Here is a 22,953-nt window from a genome sequence, read left to right on the forward strand (position 1 = left end):
TAAAGGGAGTTAAAACTTTTATGGGGGAATATAATTGGTTTCGAATAAACAAACGTATACTACAGTGGAAATGCAACTAAGAGTGGATGATTATATTTCACAATTTAAAAATGGATACTTTACCCCATTAGCTCAAATGGCAAGATTAACCGAAGAACTTGGTGAAATGGCCCGTGAAGTTAATCATCTTTATGGAGAAAAACCAAAAAAAAATTCAGAGCAGGAAAAGGCAATTGAGGATGAGTTAGGAGATATGTTATTTGTTCTAATTAGTTTTGCTAATTCATTAGAGATTGATTTATCCGATGCATTTAATCGATCGATTAATAAAATAGAGACACGCGATAGAGATCGTTGGGATAAAAAATAGGGAAACATGAGGTACACAGCAATAGAAACGGTCGATGGATTAGAAAATAGTAGAGTAGGTGTAGAAAGATGAATATTGCATTAATAGCACACGACGGAAAGAAACAAGCAATGATTGGCTTTAGTATCGCTTATAGTCACGTATTAAAAAAACATTCCATATTTGCTACTGGTACAACAGGATCCTTAATAACAGATGCCACAAATCTTGCTATCCATCGATTCCAATCTGGACCAAAAGGTGGGGATCAACAAATTGGCGCAATGGTAGCCAATAATGAAATGGACATGGTAATCTTTTTTCGTGATCCATTGACAGCTCAACCACATGAACCAGATGTTAGTGCATTAATGCGACTTTGTGATGTCCATCTAATCCCTTTAGCGACCAATTTAGCAGCTGGGGAAATATTAATTCGGGCTTTAGAGCGTGGAGACTTCCAATGGAGAGAAGTTGTAAAACAAAATAAACAAAGGGAAATAGATAAATGATGAAAATAGGAATATCGTGTTATCCAACTGTGGGGGGATCAGGTGTAATAGCAACCGAACTAGGTATGTTACTTGCTGAGCAGGGTAATGAAATTCATTTTATTACATCCAGCCTACCTTTCCGTTTAAATAAAGTTAATCCATTAATATTTTATCATGAAGTGGATCTAAATCATTATCCAGTCTTTCAATATCCTCCTTTTGACTTGGCATTAGCCAATAAAATGGCGGATGTAATCGATAGAGAGAAACTAGATATCCTTCACGTACATTATGCGATGCCACACGCAATCTGTGCGATATTAGCAAGGGATATTGCGAAGCATGATGTTAAAATAGTTACTACCTTACATGGAACTGATATCACTGTATTAGGTATAGATCAATCCTTTAAAAAGATGATAACACATGGGATTGAGCAATCTGATGCAGTAACAGCAGTATCACAAAGTCTAGTTAAACAAACAAACGAAATGCTTGGCATAACGAAGGATATCGATGTGGTGTATAACTTTGTAAATGAGAACGAGTATAAAAAGAAGGCATTACCTGAAATAAAAAAAGAATATGGTATTAAAGAAAATCAAAAGGTACTGATCCACATTTCAAATTTTCGTAAAGTAAAACGAATACAGGATGTCATTGAAACATTTAAACAAGTGAGTGGATACATAGATGCAAAACTGCTTCTTGTAGGCGATGGACCTGAATATTCAAACATATGCCAAAAAGTTGATTCTCTAGGACTTAGTAATCAAGTATTATTTTTAGGTAAACAAAAGAACATTAGTGATCTATTATCCATATCTGATTTAAAGCTACTTTTATCAGAAAAGGAAAGCTTTGGTCTAGTGCTGTTAGAGGCGATGGCATGTGAAGTTCCATGTATCGGAACTGCAGCTGGTGGTATACCAGAAGTAATTACACATAATGAAACTGGTTATATTGTAGATATAGGGGATACCGAAAAGGCTGCCAAGTATGCTGTACAATTGTTACAGGATGACGTTTTACTCCAGAAGTTTTCACAAAATGCTTACAACCGGGCTAGAAAATATTTTCATTCAGAAATTATTGTCAATCAATATTTAGATATATATAATCGAGTTTTAGCAGGAAACTAAAAAAAGTGGTGAACAAAATGCTTGATCAAACATTTGAAGAGGCAATTTATATTATAAATAAATTAGAAAAACACGATTATCAAGCATATTTTGTAGGTGGATGTGTACGTGATTATCTGTTGGAACGACCAATTTCAGATATTGATATTGCAACATCCGCACCACCTGAAGAGGTTCAAGCGATATTTTCAAATGTAATCCCAATAGGATTAAAGCACGGTACTGTGATTGTTAGACATTTACACAAGTCGTATGAAGTAACTACTTTTCGCATTGATGGGATATACTCGGATAATCGTCACCCAGATGATGTCAAATTCATTCAAACAATAGACGAGGATTTAAAACGAAGAGACTTTACAATAAATGCATTAGCAATGGATAGCTCAGGTAGCATCATTGATTTGTGTAATGGGACTGAAGATCTTCGTAAAAAGGTCATTCGAACTGTTGGTAAGGGCAGTGAAAGGTTTCATGAAGACCCGCTTAGAATTATCCGCGCGCTTCGTTTTTCAAGTCAACTCGGGTTTGATATCGACGCTAAAACGTTAAAAGATATGATTGTAATTAGTCCTGAAATTACAAAGCTTGCTGTTGAACGAATTCGTGTAGAAATCACCAAGTTTTTTGGTGGAGATTATATTAACAATGGAATTGATTATTTAAAAAGTACAGAAATTTATCTGTACCTTCCAGTTATGATAAACTATCCTTATATAATCGACAAACTACCAGCAAAGTGTGATCCACTATATGGGTTCTCAGAAATCGTAACTCTTTTCCACTATTTGGAACCATCTATTTCTATTGAGGAATGGCTTGATTCATGGAAGTGTTCCAATCATGAAAAGCGAGATGTAAAACAATTGATTAAAACAATTGATTATTATAAGGCTTATGGACTAGATAAATGGTTGATTTACTGTTTACGTGCGCCATATTTTGATGCATTTGTACGCTTATTAAACTTGTTATACCCATTTAAAATGCTTATTAAAAAAGAGATAGATTTCATACATGATTCACTTGTCATCCATTCTAGAGAAGAGTTGCAAGTGAACGGTCACGATTTGATTGCTTTATTTCCAAACAAAGTTAGAGGTCCGTGGATACAAGAGGCAATAAATAATGTAGAAAAAGCTGTGGTTCTAAACCTTGTGCCTAATAAAAAAAATGAATTGAAGGATTGGATAAAATGGAATCCACCCGAAACAAATTAATTAAATTATTAGCTGAAAATAACTCCAATTATATCTCAGGACAACAATTGTCTAATGACTTGCAAATATCGCGCGCAGCTATTTGGAAACATATGAAAAAACTGGAAGAAGACGGCTATAAAATTGAAGGGAAAACCAAAAAAGGTTATAAGATTATTGAATATCCAGCTAAAACAAGTGAGAATACCCTTCAATGGGGACTTCAAACCAATTGGCTAGGGAAAAAAATCGTACATAAAACATCTGCAACATCGACACAACATCTAGCTCATCAATTAGCCAGAGAGAATGCTCCGCATGGGACGATTGTAATTGCTGATGAACAAACCGAGGGAAAAGGAAGAATGAATCGAGAATGGTATTCAAGTAAAGATAAAGGTATTTGGATGAGTATTATCCTGCGACCTGAAATTCTTCCGTATTTGGCGCCACAGTTAACCCTTTTAACAGCAACTGTGCTTGCCGATGTTTTTGACAAGAAGTTCGGAATTAAATCGCAAATAAAGTGGCCAAACGATTTGTTAATTAACCAAAAAAAGACAGCTGGTATTTTAACCGAAATGCAAGCAGAGCAGGATCAAATTCAATATGTTGTGATTGGAATTGGGATAAATGTAAATCATACAATCCACGATATTCCAGAAGAACTTACTGAAAAAGCAACTTCATTATATATATCATCTAAGCTTGAAAGATCGATTACGGGTGTAATACAACACCTATTGCAATCCTTTGAACCGGCTTATGATAACTATTTAACAAATGGTTTTTCAGATGCTAAGGAAAAATGGGAAAGTTATGGTTTTAAAATAGGTCAAGCAATTCAAATAAATACCCTGAAAAAATCCTGGACTGCTAAATTTAGTGGGATTGCTAACGATGGTGCATTATTAATCGAAAACGATGATGGACAGATTAAAAAAATGTATTCTGCTGAAATTGATTGGTTTGGAGGAGGAGATAAATATGAAAACGAGAATTGACCTTCAACGTATGACAAAAGAAAACAAAAAAATAACGATGTTAACGGCTTATGATTATCCAGCAGCAAAATTAGCTGAAGAAGCAGGGATGGATATGCTTTTAGTTGGTGACTCATTAGGTATGGTGGTTTTAGGATATGATTCAACTGTAAAAGTAACAGTACATGATATGATTCACCATGCAAAAGCAGTTAGACGTGGTGCAACAAATACATTCATGGTTGTTGATATGCCATTTATGTCTTATCATGTTTCATTAGAAGAATCACTTACGAATGCCCGTATTATCTTCCAAGAAACAGATGCGCAGGCATTAAAAATTGAAGGCGCCTCAACAGAGTTATTAACCTTAACGAAACGATTAACGGAAGCGGGTATACCAGTAGTTGCACATCTTGGATTAACCCCGCAATCAGTTAATGTTTTAGGTGGTTATAAGGTACAAGGAAAAGATAAAGAAGCTGCTGATAAATTAGTCCAGGATGCTAAACAATTAGAAGCGAATGGCGCTATTGCTTTAGTTTTGGAGTGTGTACCTATGGAACTTGCAAAAACAGTCACAGACGCCTTATCTATACCTACTATTGGCATTGGTGCAGGAATAAGCTGTGATGGACAAGTATTAGTTTATCATGATATTTTAAAATATGGTGTAGATCGCTTGCCGAAATTTGTTAAATCGCATGCGGATTTAAACATTACGATTAAACAAGCGATTGAATCCTATCGCGAAGAAGTTGTTAATCATACGTTCCCTACAAAAAAGCACAGCTTTACTAACTGATATAGAAAAAAGAAGGTAGAAAAATATGAAAATTATTCGAACGGTGAATGAAATGCAGCAAACTGCATTCTCATTACTAAAAGATAATAAAACAATTGGTTTTGTTCCGACTATGGGTTTTTTCCACGAAGGTCATATTGGATTAATGGAGCATGCCAGACAAGATACGGATATAGTAATTACTAGCATTTTTGTTAATCCATTACAGTTTGGTCCTAGTGAAGATTATGAGCAATACCCTAGAGACGAAGAGGAAGACGTTATGCACGCGGAAAAAGCAGGTGTTGATATCGTCTTTATACCAGATACACAAGATATGTATCCAACAAAAATGGTAATAAATTTGGATATAACAGACCGTGTTAATGTATTGTGTGGTCGATCTCGTCCCGGCCATTTTCAAGGCGTGGTAACTGTATTGTCGAAACTGTTTCATATCATACAACCAACAAAAACGTATTTTGGCAGGAAAGATGCGCAGCAAATTGCTGTTGTTGAAGCTTTAATTGGTGATTTAAATTTCCCTATCGAGCTTGTTGCATTACCAACAGTACGAGAAAAAGATGGATTAGCTAAAAGCAGCCGAAATATTAACCTTCTTAAAAACAATCGTGAAGAGGCTCCTTGGATCTATAAAGCTTTAGAACAAGGAAGACAACTAGTAGTTGACGGAGAGAAAAATCCTGATATAGTTGTAAAAGAGGTTTTGGATACCATTGATAATCATACTAGTGGTAAAATAGATTATGTTGAACTATTAAGCTATCCAGCGTTACAGCCAATTTCTGTAATTGACCAACAAGTGATCTTAGCAACTGCAGTTTACTTTGAGGGAGCGAGATTAATTGATAATCTGTTGTTTGATAAAAGTGGCAAAATAGCTAAACGTTTAAAGTAGGGGGAAATAGGTATGTTTCGCACCATGATGAAAGCTAAAATTCATCGTGCAAGAGTTACAGAGGCTAATCTGAATTATGTTGGCAGTGTAACGATTGATCAAGATATAATTGATAAGGTAGGAATTTTACCGCACGAGCAAGTACAAATTGTAAATAATAATAATGGTGCCCGTTTAGAAACGTATGTCATTCCAGGTGAACGTGGTTCAGGTATTGTATGCTTGAATGGCGCAGCAGCAAGACTAGTTCAAACAGGGGATACCGTTATAATTGTTACCTATGCAATACTTTCAGATGAAGAATTAGTTTCATTTAAACCTAAAGTTGCATTAATGAATGAAACGAATAAAGTTGAACAGGTAATTGAACAAGAACCACCACTTACGGAAATGTAAAAGTTTTGTATAAATGGAAAAAAACTCTTATCATATCCGCGTGATAAGAGTTTTCATATATAGGAAGCGCCCGCAAATTGTCATGAAAGGCAACGGGCACTGAAGCTGGATAACGACTGAGGTGGAATGATGAATAGGTATGTGGTTATTGATCTTGAGACAACAGGTCATTCACCAACAAATAATGATAAAATTATTGAAGTAGGAATTGTTATTGTTGAAGATGATAAGATTATAGGAGAATATGCAACCTTTCTTAATCCAAATAAGTCAATTCCATCATTCATATCAAATTTAACCGGAATAACAGATGAAGATGTGAAAGATGCACCAAGTTTTTCAGAAGAGGCTGATGAAATAGTAGCACTTTTTGATAATAGTTATCTAATCGCCCACAATGTTCCGTTTGATTTGGGCTTCTTAAATGCTGAATTAATCAAAAATAATAATAAGCCGTTAAAAAACCCTTTTATTGATACGGTTGAACTTGCACGGATTCTGTTTCCGCAAGCACCAAGCTATAAATTAAGCCAACTTGCTGAATATGCAGATATACAACATATGGATCCGCACCGCGCACTTTCTGATGCGTATGTAACAGCTTTATTATTTATAAATTTAAAACAAAAGCTTGCCTCATTACCGTATGAAACAGTCGACCATTTGCTTCGATTAGAAAATAAGCTGAAATCAGATTTATATGAACTTCTTTTTACAAGAAAAGAAGCACTTGCATTTTCAGTAGAAGAACAACCAGATATTACATCCTACAAAGGTTTAGCTTTTAAAAAGGTGATTGATAAGCAAGTCAAAAGATCGAATGATTATCCTTCATTTGGTGAATATTTGGATTCAATTTATGAATTAAATGGATCGATGGACAGCATGATGGATCATTATGAAAAGCGAACTGGACAACGGGAAATGTCCGAAGAAATATTTGATGCCTTTCAAGGACGGAAACACGCATTAATTGAGGCAGAAACAGGAACTGGAAAGTCATTAGCATACATAATTCCCGCTGTGTTTGAAGCGGTAGTAAAGAAGAAAAGAATTGTCATAAGCACACATACGACACAACTACAATCTCAACTTTTGGATAGTGAAATACCATTAGTGAAGCGTTTGATTTCTTTTGATTTTAAAACAGCTCTGTTAAAGGGAAGACAGCATTATATAAGCCTTGAAAAATTTCAAAAAGAACTAATAGAAGCAACGAATGATAATTACGATATTACATTAACAAAAGCAATGATTCTCGTTTGGTTGACCGAAACTGAAAACGGTGATTTTGAAGAAATTCAATTATCATCCAAAGGTTTTCTGTTTAATAAACGTATCTCAGCCGAAACTGAAGGTGTCTATGATCAAAACTCACCATGGTCAACAAAGTCCTTTTATCAAAAAGCACGTAGAAATGCGCAGCAAGCAGATATTATTATTACCAATCATGCATTATTATGTACCGATATGTCTAATGACTTTCAATTTATTCCTACCTATCAAAAAGCCATTATTGATGAGGCGCATCACTTAGAAGAGACTGTTTCAAAACACTATGGATTAAAACTTGATTATACTAATTTTCAATACACATTAAACAACATTGGGTCAACTGATGATGGAAATTGGCTCGCACGTATTATAGGCAGTCATGACATCCAGCTACCTGGGTGGAATGAAACTTTCTCGCTGACCAAGTATGAAATAGACGATTTATTTCGTATGCTATTTCAGTTTGTCACAGAGCAGAATCGAAGCAAGAAAGCAGTTAGTGATGTTGGGCGAATTCAATATCGTTTTGATGAAGCTAAAGAGAACACAAAGGACTGGAATACCATCAAAGAGATGGCAACAAGATTGACTTTTTACCTTCGTGACATTATTCATTTACTAGCATATACAGAACAGCAATTAGTAAAAATAGATGCATTAGACAAATCAAAACAAGATGACTTTCTTATCACCATTCAAACCATGCAATCGTTTATTGATCGGATCGAACATTTATTTTTGATGGATGATCATAAACGGCATGTGAAATGGATTGAAATTGAGGCATATGGTGCAAAAAATGCCGCATTCTTGTACAGTGAACCAATCGAAGTTTCTAACTTATTAGCAAATGATTTGTTCTTGGATAAAGAGAGTATTGTTTTAACTAGCGCTACACTAACAATGAAACAATCCTTTTCATTTATTAAGCAGAGGCTAGGAATACCTGAGGATCGTTTACTAACAAATAAAATAAAGTCTCCATTTTCTTATTTTGATCAAGTACAACTTTTAGTTCCTAATGATTTTCCAGATGTAAAGGGTGGTAATATAGATGATTTTATTTATTCTACCTGTGAAGCAATCTTATCATTAGCGGAAATCACGCAGGGACGTATGTTAGTATTATTTACATCTTATGATATGTTGAAGCGCTCCTATTATTTATTAAAGGAGACATTAGATACACAATACATGTTAATTGCACAAGGAATTTCTAGTGGTAGTCGTTCAAGGTTAAAGAAAAACTTTATCAATTTTAATAAAGCAATATTACTTGGAACAAGCTCTTTCTGGGAGGGTGTAGATATTCCTGGAGAAGATCTATCCTGCTTAATGATTGTTAGGCTTCCGTTTCAACCACCAAATCATCCGGTTTATGAAGCAAAATCAAGCTACATAAAAGAGCAGGGAAAGAATGCCTTTTTTGAATTATCATTACCGAATGCTGTCATTCGCTTCAAGCAAGGATTTGGGCGATTAATCCGTTCATCAAATGACCGAGGGATTGTCTTCGTGTGTGATGCACGCATGATGAAAGCACGGTACAGCAAATACTTTACAGAATCTATCCCAACCGTACCAACAAACTTTGCCTCGACACATGAACTCATGGAAAAAGCGAAAGAGTGGTTCTAAATGAAAAGGGGAAGCGACCGTTTATTCCTGTATGAACGAATGACATTAGGTGAAAGTGCTTATCACTCACAAATTACATCCAGGCTGTACGCTGCTGATTATGTATTAAATCTTTCTGGAGAATAAAAAGAACTGGTGCACAAATAAAGTACACCAGAGAAAAAGTTTGGGTTAGGAGAATTATTTTGTTAAAAAGTACAACAAACGAATCAAAATGCTTGTTATAATTAGGTGATGAATTGTTTTTAAGCGGTATTTATAGTATGTACGAAGAATCGTTTACAATGTCTAGAAAAAATTGATAAAACAAGAAGGTTTTAATTGGAGGGAAATTGATGGATAAAAAATATGAAACACTTTCTACTGTAAAAATAGCCTATTCATCAGATTTATACAAGATTGTTGATACGTTAAATCGAACGCTAAAGGAAGAAAATCTAATGTTTGGATTAGCATTAGATGAAAAGAATAATGCGCAAGCTAAATTCACAATTTACCGAACGTAATTGGGTGAAGTGGGGAATTATAGGATTAATTCTTGTGTTAACTTCTTGTTTTATTTATCTTTTTTTCTTATATAGTGATATTCAACAAAGCAGAACGATTAAATACCAAGATTCAAAAGAGCAAGTATTAGGGAATACAGATGTATCGCGGATTGAAACCATTACAGATTACAATGGGGAAAATCAATTTCATGTGGTTTTTGGTGCAACAAAAAATGGAGATAATAAAATTGTTTTTGTTCCATTGGACAAGAAAAATAATGAACTAACCGTAATTGAAGAGTCAGAAATTATTACAAAGCAACAAATTAAGGACCAATGGAAACAGCAATGTCAACGGTGTGAATTAGTAGATATTACTCCTGCAATGGAAAGCAATGAACCATTATGGGAAGTGACTTATGTTGATGGTTCAGAACGCTATATTTTTGATTACTTGTCTATATACGATGGAACACGTACGCAACAATATCGACTTAAATCAATTTTTCATTAGAAAGGTGATAACATGGAATTAGCAAATAGGGTAAGGACGTTGACACCATCATCAACCCTCGCAATAACAGCAATGGCAAAAAGCTTGAAAGAAAAGGGACATGATGTGATTGCATTAGGAGCCGGGGAGCCAGATTTTAATACACCTCATTACATCATAGATGCCGCTAAACATGCAATGGAAAATGGAATGACAAAATATACCCCATCTGGTGGAGTATTGGGGTTACGTGAAGCAATTTGTACTAAATTTAAAAATGACAATAACCTTAGCTATACGTCAGATGAAATAATTGTCACTACAGGCGCAAAACATGCTTTATATACGTTATTTCAAGTTTTAATTAACCCTGGTGACCAGGTAATTGTTCCTGCACCATATTGGGTCAGCTATCCAGAACAAATTAAGCTTGCTGGAGGTAATCCAGTTATTGTTAAAGCTGCAGAAGAAAATAGCTTTAAATTAACTCCAGAGCAATTGGAAGATACGATTACTACTAAGACTAAGGCAATCATTATCAACTCTCCTAGCAATCCTACGGGTATGATGTATGATGAAGAGGAATTAAAAGCATTGGGTGAAATTTGTCTAAAGCATGATATTATTATCATCTCAGATGAAATTTATGAAAAGTTGATTTATACAGATGATAAGCATGTATCGATTGCACAGCTATCTGAGCAATTAAAAGAACAAACCATTATCATTAATGGGGTCTCAAAATCGCATGCTATGACAGGATGGCGTATAGGGTATGCTGCGGGCGATAAAACGATTATTAAAGCGATGACTAATCTAGCGTCGCATTCTACGTCTAATCCTACCTCTATTGCGCAATATGCAGCACTTGCTGCATATGAATCATCAGAAGATCCGACACTAGAGATGAAACAGGCATTTAAACAACGCCTTAATACGTTATACGAATTGATAGCAGATATTCCTGGTATTACGTGTAAAAAGCCAAAAGGTGCCTTTTATCTTTTTCCAAATGTTGAAGAAGCTGTAAGAAATAATGGATTTGATTCTGTTGATGAATGGGTAACAGCCTTACTTGAAGAAGAGAAGGTTGCACTCGTTCCGGGATCAGGGTTTGGTTCCAATGGGAATGTGCGCTTATCTTATGCTACCTCAATTGGTTCACTAACAGAAGCTGCCAAACGAATGAAACGATTTGTAATGAACCATCAATAATAAAGGTTGTTTAAAAAGTCATCAAATGATAAAAAACTTAGAACCTTCTCGTCTTGAATTTGACGCAAAGAGGACGCCCGAGTATTTTATCGATCTTGATTCTAATTTACCGAGACTTTTTTAACACTCAACTAATAGCAATGCGGAGGGAATTAACTTGAAAATTACAATATCACAATCACCAAAAAATGAAGAACAAACTGTCACGATTGGGGCATGGTTAGCAAATAAACGATCAAGTGGAAAAATTGCTTTTCTACAACTTCGTGATGGAACCGGGTTTATGCAAGCGGTTGTAGCTAAAAGTGATGTGTCAGAAGAAACATTCCAATTAGCAAAGAATATGTCACAAGAGTCCTCGATGTACATAACTGGTAAAATTGTAGAAGATACAAGATCTCCATTTGGTTATGAAATGCAGGTAAGTGATATTGAACTAATTCATGAAGCAATCGATTATCCAATTACTCCAAAAGAACATGGCACGGAATTTTTAATGGATCATCGCCATTTGTGGCTTCGTTCGAAACGACAACATGCTGTGATGAAAATTCGTAATGAAATTATTCGTGCAACATATGAGTATTTCAATAAAAATGAGTATGTCAAAATAGATCCGCCAATTCTAACCGGTTCTTCAGCGGAGGGGACCACAGAATTATTTCATACCAAGTATTTTGAGGAGGAAGCATATTTATCTCAAAGCGGACAGTTATACATGGAAGCTGCTGCGATGGCCTTCGGAAAAGTATTTTCTTTTGGACCGACATTTCGGGCAGAAAAATCAAAAACCAGGAGACATCTCATTGAATTTTGGATGATTGAGCCGGAGATGTCCTTTGTTGACCACGCAGAGAGCCTGGAAATACAGGAACAGTATGTAAGCTTTGTTGCACAATCTGTGTTAACTAACTGTAAGCTTGAGTTAGGGGTTTTAGAACGCGACACAACAAAACTCGAATTGATTAAAGCACCATTTCCTCGTATATCATATGATGATGCCATTACGTTATTAAAAGAAAAAGGATTTGAAGATATTGAATGGGGTGAGGATTTTGGTTCACCGCATGAGACTGCAATTGCTGAGCATTTTGATAAACCGGTATTTATCACGAATTATCCACAAGCCATCAAATCATTTTATATGAAACCAGACCCAGAACGATCAGATGTTGTATTATGCGCAGATCTAATTGCACCTGAAGGGTATGGAGAAATTATCGGAGGATCCCAACGTATCGATGATTTGGAATTGATGATTGAACGCTTTGAAGAACATGGATTAACAGGTGAAGCTTATAAATGGTATTTAGAGCTATCTAAATATGGTAGTGTTCCGCATTCTGGATTTGGATTAGGACTAGAGCGTACAGTAGCTTGGTTATCTGGGGTGGATCATGTAAGAGAAACCATACCATTTCCTCGATTACTGAATCGTTTATATCCATAAACAAAAAGCACAATTGCCTTGACCAGGCCCGATAAGCTTAAGTCAAACCATAGTAATGGTTTTATTATCACATAGGGGTTTTGATTTCCTCGAATGGAATAAACGCTGGAGCTAGACAGTATAAAAAAACCCTTGTCAATAATAATTGTACAAGGGTTTTTTTAACTAATTTTACAAAGTAATTCGTGCTATACTAGCAATGAGGTGTAAATTAATTATGACTAAAACAGTGCAATATCAAAACGTGTTAACCGAACAACTACCAATACCGATAAAGTTGCTTACAACATATAAATCATTGGGATTAAACGAAACCGAAACGATGCTAATTTTACAATTACATCGGTTTTTATATGAGAAAAATGAATTTCCTACACCATATGAATTAGCTTCAACGTTAACCCTAACCGAACAGGATTGTGCCAAAACATTAAGGAAACTAATTCAAAAAAATTACTTATCAATTCAGCAAAAACAAAATGACGAAGACCGGGTATCCGAAGTATATTCTTTAGATCCACTTTGGAATCAAATTTTTAATGACACGAAACCAAAGCCGAAATCCGATTTGGAGGATGGCACCTTGTTTATTTTGTTTGAACAAGAATTTGGAAGGCCTATTTCACCTTTTGAAATTGAAACAATTAATGTTTGGTTAGACGAAGATAGATTAGAGCCGTCATTGATTAAAGCAGCACTACGCGAGTCTGTATTAATGGGAAAGTTAAACTTTAAATATATTGATCGAATTTTACGGGAATGGAAAAAGAAAGGTATCTTAACGGTTGAGCAGGCAAGGCAGTCGAGTAAAAAGTTCCACAAAAAACAAACAACACCTAGCCAAAAGACAGAAAAGCGAGATACATCATTTTATTATAATTGGCTAGAGGGGGAGGACTAGAACCTTGTTAACAAAAGCGCAAGTAAGGTACTCCTTAGATGAAATAACGAAAATGTTCCCTGATGCGGAATGTGAACTTGTCCATAAAAATCCGTTTGAATTGGTAATTGCAGTTTCACTTTCTGCACAGTGTACGGATGTTCTAGTAAATAAAGTAACCAAAAGCCTGTTTCAAAAGTATAAAAAGCCTGAGGATTACTTGGCTGTCCCATTAGAGGAACTTCAGCAAGATATCCGATCAATAGGTTTGTATCGAAACAAGGCAAAAAATATTCAGAAATTATGTAGATCTTTAATTGATGAATATAACGGGGAAGTTCCAAATACAAAGCCAGAACTAGTAAAGTTAGCTGGTGTAGGGCGGAAAACTGCAAATGTAGTAGCCTCGGTGGCTTTTGGAGAACCAGCCATTGCAGTTGACACACACGTTGAACGTGTTTCAAAGCGCTTAGGAATCTGTCGTTGGAAGGATTCTGTAACACAAGTCGAGGAATCACTAATGAGGAAGGTTCCAAGAGAAGAATGGACCGCTACACATCATCGGTTAATTTTCTTTGGAAGATATCATTGCAAGGCAAAAAATCCAAATTGCCCAGAATGTCCTTTATTGGATATATGCCGAGAAGGGCAGAAACGAATGAAAAGTCGACTAAAAAAAGATCACTCAACTTATGAGTGATCTTTTTTTTGTGTCTATTCTGGTGGTTGGTCTTCGTTTTCTGGCTGATCTCCCGCTGGCTCTTCTTCTGTTGGTTCCTCTGGAGGAGCTTCAGCTTCTGGAACTTGTGCGGAAGTCGATGCGGGTTCACTGCGATTACCAGCTTCGTCTATCGTTACAACCGATATCGTGTACGATTGCCCTGGTTGAACACCAGCACCTTCAATCACAAGACCTTTTGATTGAACTTGTTGTATCTGCGGTGATCCTCCACTAGGAGTAACTGTTACTTCAAACTCGGAAAACGGTCTGTTATATTGCCAAGCAACGTTAATCACATTTGCATTTTTATCATATTTTGCTCTTAACCCTTTTACAGGCTCTGCAGCTTGTTTTTCATCTTGGTTACCATTTTCACCTTCATTTTCTTCGTCTTCCTTGGTTTGTTCTTCTTGTTCCTCTTCTGCTTCATCTTCATTACCTTCTGGAACAGTGACACTTGTTGTTTCTGCTTCACTAGTGTTGGTAGAATCATCTTTACTTACTGCTATAACTTGTATTTCATATTCAGATCCCGGTTCAACATTTGAAATTTCAAGTGACTTTTCTTCAGTAGAGGAAAGTTCTTGCATCGAACCCCCATCAACACTAGAACTTACTTGAAATTCTACGTCTTTCGAATCATAATCCCATTTCACTTGAATAGACTGTGAATCTTTGTCATATTTTGCTTGTAGTCCTTTAACTGAATCAAGTACATCATATCTCTCAGACGTTTCACTCGGTGTATTCCCTTTAACAAACAGTTCCGTGACAATTTCTGATTTTGGGGTATAGTTACTAGGTAATTTAGCAGGTCTTGAACCTTCTTCAACAGCAACTTCAACTACTGAATCGGGCTTTTGGAAATCAGCCGTCTCTTTGTCTTTTGATAACTCCATCATTGTGTTTTTAAACAATGCATGAGGTATCTGAGTGTCCTTTATTCCCTTTGCCTCATTGTAACCAGTCCAAACGGATATTGTATAGTTTGTCGTATATCCAGTAAACCAGGAGTCTCTTGCTCCGTCTATGTCTTCTCGATTAGTAGTACCAGTCTTCCCTGCGACAGGAAGTCCAGGGATGTTAGCATTTACACCTGTACCTTCTGTAATTGCAGTTCTTAACATATCAGAAACCATATATGCTGTATAATCTGACATTACAGGTTCAGGTTCAGGCTTGGTATCGACTTCTTTACCGTCTGGAAATACTACTTTTGTTACAGCATATGGTTCATTATAAATACCTTCATTGGCAAATGCGCGGTAAGCCCCAGCCATTTCAAGTGGATTGGTGCCAGTTTCCGTACCACCAATTGCATCACCAATATACATTTTGTCATCAGCAAACTCAATTCCTAAGCTTTCTGCGAATGGTTGAGCCTTATCAATCCCAACTTCTTCTAATGTCTTTAATGCAGGAACATTTAATGATTCGGCTAGCGCCTTTCGAATGGAGACCCAGCCTTGATATTCACGTGTAAAGTTACGAACAGCTTGGTCTGTTTCTGATCCTTTAATTTCATATGGTTTATCGTCATTAATTTGATGATAGGTTGACCATTTTAGATTTTCAATCGCTGGTCCGTAGACCGTAACGGGTTTTATGTTAGACCCAGGTTGTCGGTTGATGTCCAGTGCATAGTTGAAACCGCCATTTTCCAGACTATTCCGACTACCGCCAACTGCACGAATAGCTCCATTTTGGGAATCAAGTACAACCATACCAGCTTGCATTTCTTCATCATAAAATGGGATTGGGTTATCCTCGGCATCAGACATTAAATACTCAACATATTCCTGTGCATTTGTATCAAGTGTTGTATATATTTCAAGACCATCTGTGTAAATATCAGCACCATCTACTTTTGCTTCTACTTCAGAACTAACTTTTTGAATGAATGCAGCATATGACGTTTTATCCGGTTTTGTTTCCTTTAAGAGGGAAGGGATGTCAACTTGTTTTGCTTCCTCTGCCTCTTTTTCAGTAATTTTACCGTGCATAACCATAAGATTTAATACGGTTGTCATTCTTTCCTTCATTAATTCTGGATTTTCAAATGGATTATACGCGGATGGCCGTTGTGGTAACCCAGCCAATATTGCTGCTTGCGGCAGATTAAGCTCACTTAAATCCGTAATGCCGAAGTATAACTGTGCAGCTTTCGCTACGCCATAAGCACCATTTCCATAATAAATTCTATTTAAATACATTTCTAATATTTCTTTTTTAGAGTATTTTTGTTCTAATTTTAACGCTAACCATTGCTCTTGAACTTTAAGACTTAATTTTTTATCCGGCGATAAGAAGGCTTTTTCTACAACTTGCTGTGTAATTGTACTTGCCCCCTCTGAACCAAATCCGTCGGTAATATTGGCAATAACTGCTCCACCAATTCTCCAGATATCAATCCCTGGATGTTCAAAAAAACGTGAATCTTCTGTTGCAATAACAGCGTCTATTAAAACAGGCGGTAAATCGCTATAACCAATCTTTGTGCGTTGCTGTGAGCCAAGATCAGCAAATAATTCACCATCTTTATCATATATTTTTGATGAGAATGGAGTGGATAGTTTTTCTGCATCAATTTCTGGGGCGGTGGCAATATAATAGGTAAATAATCCACCAACCCCTATGATTATTGCTAGCATTATAATGCTAGCAATTAATATTATACGTTTCCATACTGGTTTCTTTTTACTCTTTTTTTGTTTGCGTCTTGCTGTTCGAGATTGGCTATCTTGTGCCATTCTGCATCTGCCTCCGTTCTAAAAATAAAGCTTATCAATAATTGCTAAATAGTCAATACGTTTTTGATAATGAAATGGAATGATATACCCCTCATTCTTGATAACCTGATAGGGAATAGATTTTCTTTCACCATTTAGTTTGTCGTCCCAATAAGGAAAAAGTTTCTCCACCGGAAAAAAGTAGGTTTCATCAAATTGGGCAAAACGAATCAGTAAAAAGGAAATCCCACTATGCTTGACCACTGCTCGCATGTGATCTAATTGGTGATCATGTATGTTTGCCAATGGAAATCGTGTCTTGTTTTTGGTTTCTTTCGCTTCAAAGTCAATGTGTTTTCCACGATAAACTCCATTGTAATCAGTTGTGGACGCCTGTTTAAAGTACCCTTCTGTGATAACTGCTGCACTTCGTTTTGGATAATTAACTTTTACAATTTGAACAGGCGTCGGTTTTTTATGAATAACAGCAATAGCAGAATCTAGATAGAAAGAATTTGTTATATTTATATCTTCTTCTAAACTCATACCCCGATTACTAAAAGCTTTACCTGTATTAGTCACTTGGGACCATGAACTTTCATGTTTTTTTCCATTAGGGTAATTCATCACTTTCCCCCCCTAACATATTTAAGTATCATAACAGAAAAATGATTATGAGAGTAGGTACACGTATGTACGTAACATTTCAGAACCAAGATTATCTTAATTATATTATAAACCAAACAAAAACACACAATGTCAATAATATTACCCGTACACATGCCTATCAAAACTTTTACTATCATTTTCCAGAGATAAAATGGGCATTCGTTGCTAGTATCGTTTCACGAAATGCAGGTTGGAATATGACGGACCTTAAATTATTACCATTTAAAAAACTATTGGGAAAAAAAGAACGTAGTCGTTTATTTATGACATACGAGCGTGCAAACTGGTTAATTTTTTCAGATGCGTATCCTCAATTATTAACGTATAAGCTGTCATCTAAACTAAACAAACCTATGTTTCATTTATTGACTTACCTTCATGTGTCTATCTATATGCAACAGGAGTGGTCCTATTTTTGGAAATACCGTGATCTTGAAAGGTTAATGACCGCTCTTATTATTAACGAGCAAAATATTATTCATGAACCAGTTTTAAAACAATCTTTTTTCAGTGTTCATGTATTTAAAGATTTACCTTACCGGCTACAAAACATGATGTACATGAATGCAGTAATCTTACCATCTAAGACACTGCCGCTTGAGGGAGCTTTTGTCCATAACTTTACAAACGTCTCCAATCGAATAGCATTAGGAAAGCACCTAGCTTCCGTGATTTTTACACCAGAACATTATTCCGATTTGGTGAATTTCACACAAAGTGAGAGGCACTCAGGGTCTAGATTGGATTATGAAAAATATTTGGAGCTTCCATTTCCAAAAGGTCCAGTTCTACAAAAAGTTTATCCACCTATTACACACCAAGATATTATTCGAAATGACTGGTATAAATCAAGGGGTATCAAAAAGAAATGGATAGATCATTCGAAAATTGGTCTAAAAACGAATATTGGTAAATCATTTTATCGGAAAAGAACTTTCCTGTTCACTTATGTAGCATTGAAAGACTTTTTGTCATCAAAAAATAATGTCTAATTACTTGTTTAAAATACCGATTAACACTAGTTTTGTCGAACGTAAAGGTAATAAATAACTGATGGCGAATACTACGTAATATATAGAGGATGTGCAAAAAGTCGTCAAATGATAAATGGCGAATCTCTTCGTTACTCGGTTTTTCTGGTCCTCAAAATTCGCGCTCCGACGCAAAGGACGTGCTAGTGTCGACGCCCGCGTACTTAGTCGACCTTATTTCTAATTCGGCGACTTTTAGAACACGTAGTAAAGTAAATTGAGGGAGGGCAAATCAATATGGGTATAGCTAAAAAGGATGTTAATTTGGTTGGCGACGGTATAGGACAAAAGCAAACAATTGAATCACTTCAGCACATTTACGATCAGTTACAAATGATTGACCATGTACTTGATCACAAGGTTGATCAAGCTGTATTAGAAACTTTTCAACGTCATAATCAACAGGTTAATGTAACAATGAAAGAAAAAGCTGCTATGTGTTCTAAACAGTATGAATAAGTTTTTTCACACCCATCTGTCTAGATCTCGCAAATAGCTTTTTTCATAATAGGATTCTTGTAAAAATAATGATAAAATAAAGGGGGATATGTTAAGAAAGGTGCGGTTTACGAGAATGCATATAAAAGAACAAACGATAGAGCTAAAAAAGCATTTACAATTGTTAAGGGACAATTATGAAGAGAACGATCCTCCGGAAAATAAAAAAGATATGACGTTTTTCATGCATGTTAAAAGCGAAACGGAACCTATCTATGCGATGTTAGAAACATGGGAAGCTGATGCGCTTGAAATTGTTAAACAAAGGAAAGTGAATGTTCACCCTCACCAAATCACATCAACCAGAGAAAATATGGAATTGTTATTAATGCATAGTTTTTATATCGATGCCAAACGAAAACGTTATATGGAGCTAAATCATTCTGTTCTCTTTATTTTTGATCAATTACTACGTGATTTGTAATGTAAAGTGAATTTTCTTTACAATAAGTGATGAATCTTTTATACTAATTTTCCACATTGTTGAGGGGGAGAACATGCATGAAAAAAGAAAAGTTAATAGAAAAAGCAATAGAAATGAGAAATAAAGCGTATGTCCCGTATTCTAAATTTCCAGTTGGGGCTGCCTTGCTTACGAAATCTGGTAAGGTATATACAGGTTGCAACATCGAGAATGCAGCTTACCCTGTAAGTTTATGTGCGGAACGCGTTGCTATATTTAAAGCAGTGGCAGATGGAGAGACAGATTTTACGGAGTTGGCCGTAGCTGCGGATACCGAACGACCAGTACCTCCTTGTGGTTCATGTAGACAGGTTATGAGTGAATTCTTTAAACCGGATACAACTGTTTACCTAACAAATCTACAAAATCAATTAAAAACAGTCACAATGGATGAATTATTACCATTTTCATTTCAACCACATGACTTACCGAAGTCTTAAAAGAAGCCGATTTTTTCAGCTTCTTTTTTTACGGATAAGCCAGGATTTTCTAATAATGTTATACTAAATTAGGTAACTCATAATTCAGTAATAAACACATATATTTAAAATTGACATTTTGTTTATTGTTTGAAAAAATGAAAAAGACTTTGTAGAAGATATGAGGTGATTATAAAATGAGCTTAAAAAACATTAAGTTAAATGGAAAAGACATACTTGAAAAAGACTTTAAGACAGGAATGCGTGGTTATAATCAAGAAGAAGTTGACGAATTTTTAGATACAGTAATACAGGACTATGATACGTTCCAACAGGAGATTGATCGTTTAAAACAAGAAAACGAAAGACTGAAAACCCAATCTGATCAATCGAGAACTCGTTCCACAACGCCTAACCATCAGGTTAATTATGACGTATTAAAACGCTTATCTAATTTAGAAAAAGCTGTCTTTGGCAAAAAGTTTGCTGAAACGGAGTAAACCTAGTATTACTAAATATGCTTTTTTATGTTATAATATATTTTGGCTATAAATTAAATACTCATGTAATCGCTGCATATCACTTGAATATGTAGAGGAAAGTCCATGCTCACACAAACTGTGATGTTTGTAGCGTTCGTGCTTGACGAAATCATAAGTCAAGGTAACCAAATTGGTTAACGGCAAGGGAAATCCCTAAGTCTATTGATATGGGATGTGATCTTTGAAAGTGCCACAGTGACGAAGTTAGATCGGAAACGGTTTAAGTGGAACGAGGTAAACCCCACGAGTGAGCAACCCAAATAATGGTAGGGGCATCTTTGATTAGGTAAACGAACTGAAAAAAGGACAAGTTAATCACTTGTAGATAGATGATTACAACCAAATGTACAAGGCTGACCACCATTTGAGTACAACGGTACAGAACATGGCTTATCGAGTATTTAATGGTCTACATAGATAAACCCTTTTAAAAGTTTCCAGAGCTTTTAAAAGGGTTTTTTTCTTTAATAGTCTGGTTTCTATTTCAATTCAGTAACTGTTATGTGGTAGACTGTACATAATTTAGTTTGGCTGTGTTCGTATAGTTTGTTGCTCATACCGCCGAAGTTGATGTAAACTGCGACGTAAGTGCCTTGTTTGGTGGTTGGACAACCGTTCCGGAAATCCACTTCGCGCACCTTAGGGCTCGCGCTGAGCCTCCTCGCGAGCAAAAACCGCTCGCTGCGGGGTCTCAACGTCTTCGCTTTCTAAGCAGGAGTCTACGTGGATTTCCTTCACTAGGGTTGAAGCTTAACAATTTCAATATATTTAATTGCTTATATCACACAGGTAGCCAGCAATTTATGGCAGTTGTTTGAGCGGAGGACCGTTGACTCCTGCGGGAACAGCACGTGTCTGAAGACCCCGCAGAGTGGGTTTCTCGAGGAGGCTGAAGCCGTGCCCGCGGAAAAACGGTCCGTAGCGGAAAACAACCTAGCGCATTACGTCGCATTCTATATCTTTTGTGTCAAAAACAACAATCTTTTAGAAAACAGCCTTTAGTTTTAATCAGAAAGGAACGAAAATATGGTCCAACATGTCACATTAATTGCAACAGCCGCTATGGGTTTAGAGTCAGTTGTAGCAAATGAAGTCAAGGAACTTGGTTATGAGGTAAGCGTAGAGAATGGAAAAGTAATCTTTGATGCACCAGTTTCTGCTATACCGAGATGTAATTTATGGATTAGAACCGGTGATCGAATTAAATTGCTTCTGGGTGAGTTTGAAGCTACATCATTTGATGCGCTTTTTGAAGGAACTAAGGCCTTGCCGTGGGAGTCCTTTATTACAGAAGACGGGCAATTCCCAGTTATAGGTAAGTCCGTTAAATCCAAGCTGTATAGTGTTCCGGATTGTCAGGCGATTGTCAAGAAAGCGATTGCAGAACGCTTAAAATTGAAATATGGTTTAGCGTCTAAAATGCCTGAAACGGGAGCTTTATATCGAGTAGAAGTTGCTATTCTTAAAGATAAGGTGTCACTAACCATGGATACATCCGGAAGCGGATTACATAAACGTGGCTATCGAATTGGGCAAGGAGATGCACCTTTAAAAGAAACAATGGCTGCAGCATTGCTGAAATTAACAAACTGGAAACCAGAATACCCTCTAATTGATCCTTTTTGTGGATCTGGTTCCATTGCAATTGAAGCTGCATTAATCGGTCAAAATATTGCACCAGGTTTTAATCGAGATTTTGCCTCCCAAGATTGGGGTTTTGTAAAAAATAACTATTGGGACGAAGCTTTTGAAGAAGCTGAAGATAAAGCAAATTATGATCAAAAGTTGCAGATAATTGGTTCTGATATTGACCATAATATGATAAAAATTTCTAAAGAAAATGCACGAGAGGCAGGATTAGGTGATTTAATCGCATGGAAGCAAATGCAAGTCAGAGATTTGTTCCTGCGTAAAGAGGATGGATACATCATTAGTAACCCTCCTTACGGCGAACGAATTGGTGACCGAAAAGAAATCGCTGAAATGCATAAGGATTTAGGGGCAATTATGAAGAATCACCCAAGCTGGAGCGTATATATTATTACGGCTTATGAAGAATTTGAAAAAAATTATGGACAAAAAGCAACCAAAAAGAGAAAACTATTTAATGGCTTCATCCGAACAGATTATTACCAATACTTTGGAAAGAAAGTCGGGGGCAATAATTTTGGATAAT

At 36.1% G+C, this 22,953-nt stretch carries 24 protein-coding genes and 1 other RNA gene; 23 read left to right on the forward strand and 2 right to left on the reverse strand.

What is annotated here, in order from left to right; genetic code table 11:
- Positions 1 to 70: 70 nt before the first annotated feature.
- From AC3G7N_RS05715 to nth, 16 genes are all read left to right on the forward strand, one after another.
- On the forward strand, positions 71 to 370 hold the full coding sequence (locus AC3G7N_RS05715) for a nucleotide pyrophosphohydrolase (RefSeq protein WP_489421294.1): 300 nt from the start codon (positions 71 to 73) through the stop codon (positions 368 to 370).
- A gap of 68 nt (positions 371 to 438) precedes the next feature.
- Positions 439 to 861 (forward strand): methylglyoxal synthase, encoded by a 423-nt coding sequence (locus AC3G7N_RS05720; protein ID WP_489421182.1) that lies wholly within the window; start codon positions 439 to 441, stop codon positions 859 to 861.
- The gene (bshA, locus tag AC3G7N_RS05725) at positions 858 to 1,985 is read left to right on the forward strand and encodes an N-acetyl-alpha-D-glucosaminyl L-malate synthase BshA (RefSeq protein WP_489421183.1); all 1,128 of its coding nucleotides are present in this window, start codon (positions 858 to 860) and stop codon (positions 1,983 to 1,985) included. Before AC3G7N_RS05720 ends, bshA begins: the two co-directional genes overlap by 4 nt.
- A gap of 17 nt (positions 1,986 to 2,002) precedes the next feature.
- Positions 2,003 to 3,205, forward strand: a complete 1,203-nt coding sequence (locus AC3G7N_RS05730) for a CCA tRNA nucleotidyltransferase (RefSeq protein WP_489421184.1) — start codon at positions 2,003 to 2,005, stop codon at positions 3,203 to 3,205.
- Positions 3,181 to 4,188 (forward strand): biotin--[acetyl-CoA-carboxylase] ligase, encoded by a 1,008-nt coding sequence (locus AC3G7N_RS05735; RefSeq protein ID WP_489421185.1) that lies wholly within the window; start codon positions 3,181 to 3,183, stop codon positions 4,186 to 4,188. The genes AC3G7N_RS05730 and AC3G7N_RS05735 overlap by 25 nt, the downstream gene beginning before the upstream one ends.
- On the forward strand, positions 4,172 to 4,972 hold the full coding sequence (gene panB / locus AC3G7N_RS05740; RefSeq protein WP_489421186.1) for a 3-methyl-2-oxobutanoate hydroxymethyltransferase: 801 nt from the start codon (positions 4,172 to 4,174) through the stop codon (positions 4,970 to 4,972). Before AC3G7N_RS05735 ends, panB begins: the two co-directional genes overlap by 17 nt.
- A gap of 25 nt (positions 4,973 to 4,997) precedes the next feature.
- A complete protein-coding gene (gene panC / locus AC3G7N_RS05745; RefSeq protein WP_489421187.1) occupies positions 4,998 to 5,870 on the forward strand; it encodes a pantoate--beta-alanine ligase in 873 nt (290 codons plus the stop codon).
- 12 nt (positions 5,871 to 5,882) lie between these two features.
- Positions 5,883 to 6,266 (forward strand): aspartate 1-decarboxylase, encoded by a 384-nt coding sequence (gene panD, locus AC3G7N_RS05750; RefSeq protein WP_489421188.1) that lies wholly within the window; start codon positions 5,883 to 5,885, stop codon positions 6,264 to 6,266.
- A gap of 126 nt (positions 6,267 to 6,392) precedes the next feature.
- Complete coding sequence (gene dinG / locus AC3G7N_RS05755; RefSeq protein ID WP_489421189.1) at positions 6,393 to 9,179, forward strand: ATP-dependent DNA helicase DinG; 2,787 nt, start codon at positions 6,393 to 6,395, stop codon at positions 9,177 to 9,179.
- A complete protein-coding gene (locus AC3G7N_RS05760) occupies positions 9,180 to 9,305 on the forward strand; it encodes a hypothetical protein (RefSeq protein WP_489421190.1) in 126 nt (41 codons plus the stop codon).
- Between the two features lie 209 nt (positions 9,306 to 9,514).
- Positions 9,515 to 9,685 (forward strand): YpmA family protein, encoded by a 171-nt coding sequence (locus AC3G7N_RS05765; protein WP_489421191.1) that lies wholly within the window; start codon positions 9,515 to 9,517, stop codon positions 9,683 to 9,685.
- The gene (locus AC3G7N_RS05770) at positions 9,639 to 10,181 is read left to right on the forward strand and encodes a cell wall elongation regulator TseB-like domain-containing protein (RefSeq protein ID WP_489421192.1); all 543 of its coding nucleotides are present in this window, start codon (positions 9,639 to 9,641) and stop codon (positions 10,179 to 10,181) included. The genes AC3G7N_RS05765 and AC3G7N_RS05770 overlap by 47 nt, the downstream gene beginning before the upstream one ends.
- A gap of 12 nt (positions 10,182 to 10,193) precedes the next feature.
- The gene (locus AC3G7N_RS05775; RefSeq protein WP_489421193.1) at positions 10,194 to 11,375 is read left to right on the forward strand and encodes a pyridoxal phosphate-dependent aminotransferase; all 1,182 of its coding nucleotides are present in this window, start codon (positions 10,194 to 10,196) and stop codon (positions 11,373 to 11,375) included.
- 157 nt (positions 11,376 to 11,532) lie between these two features.
- On the forward strand, positions 11,533 to 12,825 hold the full coding sequence (gene asnS / locus AC3G7N_RS05780; RefSeq protein ID WP_489421194.1) for an asparagine--tRNA ligase: 1,293 nt from the start codon (positions 11,533 to 11,535) through the stop codon (positions 12,823 to 12,825).
- A 217-nt stretch (positions 12,826 to 13,042) separates the two neighbouring features.
- Complete coding sequence (locus AC3G7N_RS05785) at positions 13,043 to 13,726, forward strand: DnaD domain-containing protein (protein ID WP_489421195.1); 684 nt, start codon at positions 13,043 to 13,045, stop codon at positions 13,724 to 13,726.
- A 4-nt stretch (positions 13,727 to 13,730) separates the two neighbouring features.
- Positions 13,731 to 14,405, forward strand: a complete 675-nt coding sequence (gene nth, locus AC3G7N_RS05790; RefSeq protein ID WP_489421196.1) for an endonuclease III — start codon at positions 13,731 to 13,733, stop codon at positions 14,403 to 14,405.
- A 14-nt stretch (positions 14,406 to 14,419) separates the two neighbouring features.
- On the opposite strand, the gene AC3G7N_RS05795 is transcribed toward nth, so the two are convergent.
- Together AC3G7N_RS05795 and recU are read right to left on the reverse strand one after the other, a co-directional pair.
- Positions 14,420 to 17,176: a PBP1A family penicillin-binding protein gene (locus AC3G7N_RS05795; protein WP_489421197.1), complete on the reverse strand. Its 2,757-nt coding sequence runs from the start codon at positions 17,174 to 17,176 to the stop codon at positions 14,420 to 14,422.
- An 18-nt stretch (positions 17,177 to 17,194) separates the two neighbouring features.
- Positions 17,195 to 17,782: a Holliday junction resolvase RecU gene (gene recU, locus AC3G7N_RS05800; protein WP_489421198.1), complete on the reverse strand. Its 588-nt coding sequence runs from the start codon at positions 17,780 to 17,782 to the stop codon at positions 17,195 to 17,197.
- A 65-nt stretch (positions 17,783 to 17,847) separates the two neighbouring features.
- On the opposite strand from recU, the gene AC3G7N_RS05805 reads away from it, so the two are divergent.
- The 7 genes from AC3G7N_RS05805 to AC3G7N_RS05835 all read left to right on the forward strand — a co-directional run bounded on the left by AC3G7N_RS05805 (position 17,848) and on the right by AC3G7N_RS05835 (position 22,952).
- The gene (locus tag AC3G7N_RS05805; RefSeq protein ID WP_489421199.1) at positions 17,848 to 18,816 is read left to right on the forward strand and encodes a DUF2515 family protein; all 969 of its coding nucleotides are present in this window, start codon (positions 17,848 to 17,850) and stop codon (positions 18,814 to 18,816) included.
- A 276-nt stretch (positions 18,817 to 19,092) separates the two neighbouring features.
- Complete coding sequence (locus AC3G7N_RS05810; RefSeq protein WP_489421200.1) at positions 19,093 to 19,314, forward strand: hypothetical protein; 222 nt, start codon at positions 19,093 to 19,095, stop codon at positions 19,312 to 19,314.
- Positions 19,315 to 19,402: 88 nt separating this feature from the next.
- Positions 19,403 to 19,777, forward strand: coding sequence for a DUF1798 family protein (locus AC3G7N_RS05815; protein WP_489421201.1), 375 nt, complete (start codon positions 19,403 to 19,405; stop codon positions 19,775 to 19,777).
- Positions 19,778 to 19,854: 77 nt separating this feature from the next.
- Entirely contained in the window at positions 19,855 to 20,256 is a 402-nt protein-coding gene (locus AC3G7N_RS05820) for a cytidine deaminase (protein WP_489421202.1), read from the forward strand.
- A gap of 176 nt (positions 20,257 to 20,432) precedes the next feature.
- A complete protein-coding gene (gene gpsB / locus AC3G7N_RS05825; RefSeq protein WP_089532392.1) occupies positions 20,433 to 20,735 on the forward strand; it encodes a cell division regulator GpsB in 303 nt (100 codons plus the stop codon).
- Positions 20,736 to 20,792: 57 nt separating this feature from the next.
- An RNA gene (rnpB, locus tag AC3G7N_RS05830) (RNase P RNA component class B) lies at positions 20,793 to 21,175 on the forward strand.
- 628 nt (positions 21,176 to 21,803) lie between these two features.
- Positions 21,804 to 22,952 carry a THUMP domain-containing class I SAM-dependent RNA methyltransferase gene (locus AC3G7N_RS05835; protein ID WP_489421203.1) on the forward strand — a complete coding sequence of 383 codons (1,149 nt, stop codon included), beginning with the start codon at positions 21,804 to 21,806 and terminating at the stop codon, positions 22,950 to 22,952.
- Position 22,953 lies beyond the last annotated feature (1 nt).

It is taken from the genome of Virgibacillus carmonensis (genome assembly GCF_057836705.1).

Bases quoted from the DNA above. Each gene is read 5' to 3' on its own strand.
- AC3G7N_RS05715 (WP_489421294.1), top strand. From the start codon at position 71: ATGCAACTAAGAGTGGATGATTATATTTCACAATTTAAAAATGGATAC.
- AC3G7N_RS05720 (WP_489421182.1), top strand. From the start codon at position 439: ATGAATATTGCATTAATAGCACACGACGGAAAGAAACAAGCAATGATT.
- bshA (WP_489421183.1), top strand. From the start codon at position 858: ATGATGAAAATAGGAATATCGTGTTATCCAACTGTGGGGGGATCAGGT.
- AC3G7N_RS05730 (WP_489421184.1), top strand. From the start codon at position 2,003: ATGCTTGATCAAACATTTGAAGAGGCAATTTATATTATAAATAAATTA.
- AC3G7N_RS05735 (WP_489421185.1), top strand. From the start codon at position 3,181: ATGGAATCCACCCGAAACAAATTAATTAAATTATTAGCTGAAAATAAC.
- panB (WP_489421186.1), top strand. From the start codon at position 4,172: ATGAAAACGAGAATTGACCTTCAACGTATGACAAAAGAAAACAAAAAA.
- panC (WP_489421187.1), top strand. From the start codon at position 4,998: ATGAAAATTATTCGAACGGTGAATGAAATGCAGCAAACTGCATTCTCA.
- panD (WP_489421188.1), top strand. From the start codon at position 5,883: ATGTTTCGCACCATGATGAAAGCTAAAATTCATCGTGCAAGAGTTACA.
- dinG (WP_489421189.1), top strand. From the start codon at position 6,393: ATGATGAATAGGTATGTGGTTATTGATCTTGAGACAACAGGTCATTCA.
- AC3G7N_RS05760 (WP_489421190.1), top strand. From the start codon at position 9,180: ATGAAAAGGGGAAGCGACCGTTTATTCCTGTATGAACGAATGACATTA.
- AC3G7N_RS05765 (WP_489421191.1), top strand. From the start codon at position 9,515: ATGGATAAAAAATATGAAACACTTTCTACTGTAAAAATAGCCTATTCA.
- AC3G7N_RS05770 (WP_489421192.1), top strand. From the start codon at position 9,639: ATGAAAAGAATAATGCGCAAGCTAAATTCACAATTTACCGAACGTAAT.
- AC3G7N_RS05775 (WP_489421193.1), top strand. From the start codon at position 10,194: ATGGAATTAGCAAATAGGGTAAGGACGTTGACACCATCATCAACCCTC.
- AC3G7N_RS05785 (WP_489421195.1), top strand. From the start codon at position 13,043: ATGACTAAAACAGTGCAATATCAAAACGTGTTAACCGAACAACTACCA.
- AC3G7N_RS05795 (WP_489421197.1), bottom strand. From the start codon at position 17,176: ATGGCACAAGATAGCCAATCTCGAACAGCAAGACGCAAACAAAAAAAG.
- recU (WP_489421198.1), bottom strand. From the start codon at position 17,782: ATGAATTACCCTAATGGAAAAAAACATGAAAGTTCATGGTCCCAAGTG.
- AC3G7N_RS05805 (WP_489421199.1), top strand. From the start codon at position 17,848: ATGTACGTAACATTTCAGAACCAAGATTATCTTAATTATATTATAAAC.
- AC3G7N_RS05810 (WP_489421200.1), top strand. From the start codon at position 19,093: ATGGGTATAGCTAAAAAGGATGTTAATTTGGTTGGCGACGGTATAGGA.
- AC3G7N_RS05815 (WP_489421201.1), top strand. From the start codon at position 19,403: ATGTTAAGAAAGGTGCGGTTTACGAGAATGCATATAAAAGAACAAACG.
- AC3G7N_RS05820 (WP_489421202.1), top strand. From the start codon at position 19,855: ATGAAAAAAGAAAAGTTAATAGAAAAAGCAATAGAAATGAGAAATAAA.
- gpsB (WP_089532392.1), top strand. From the start codon at position 20,433: ATGAGCTTAAAAAACATTAAGTTAAATGGAAAAGACATACTTGAAAAA.
- AC3G7N_RS05835 (WP_489421203.1), top strand. From the start codon at position 21,804: ATGGTCCAACATGTCACATTAATTGCAACAGCCGCTATGGGTTTAGAG.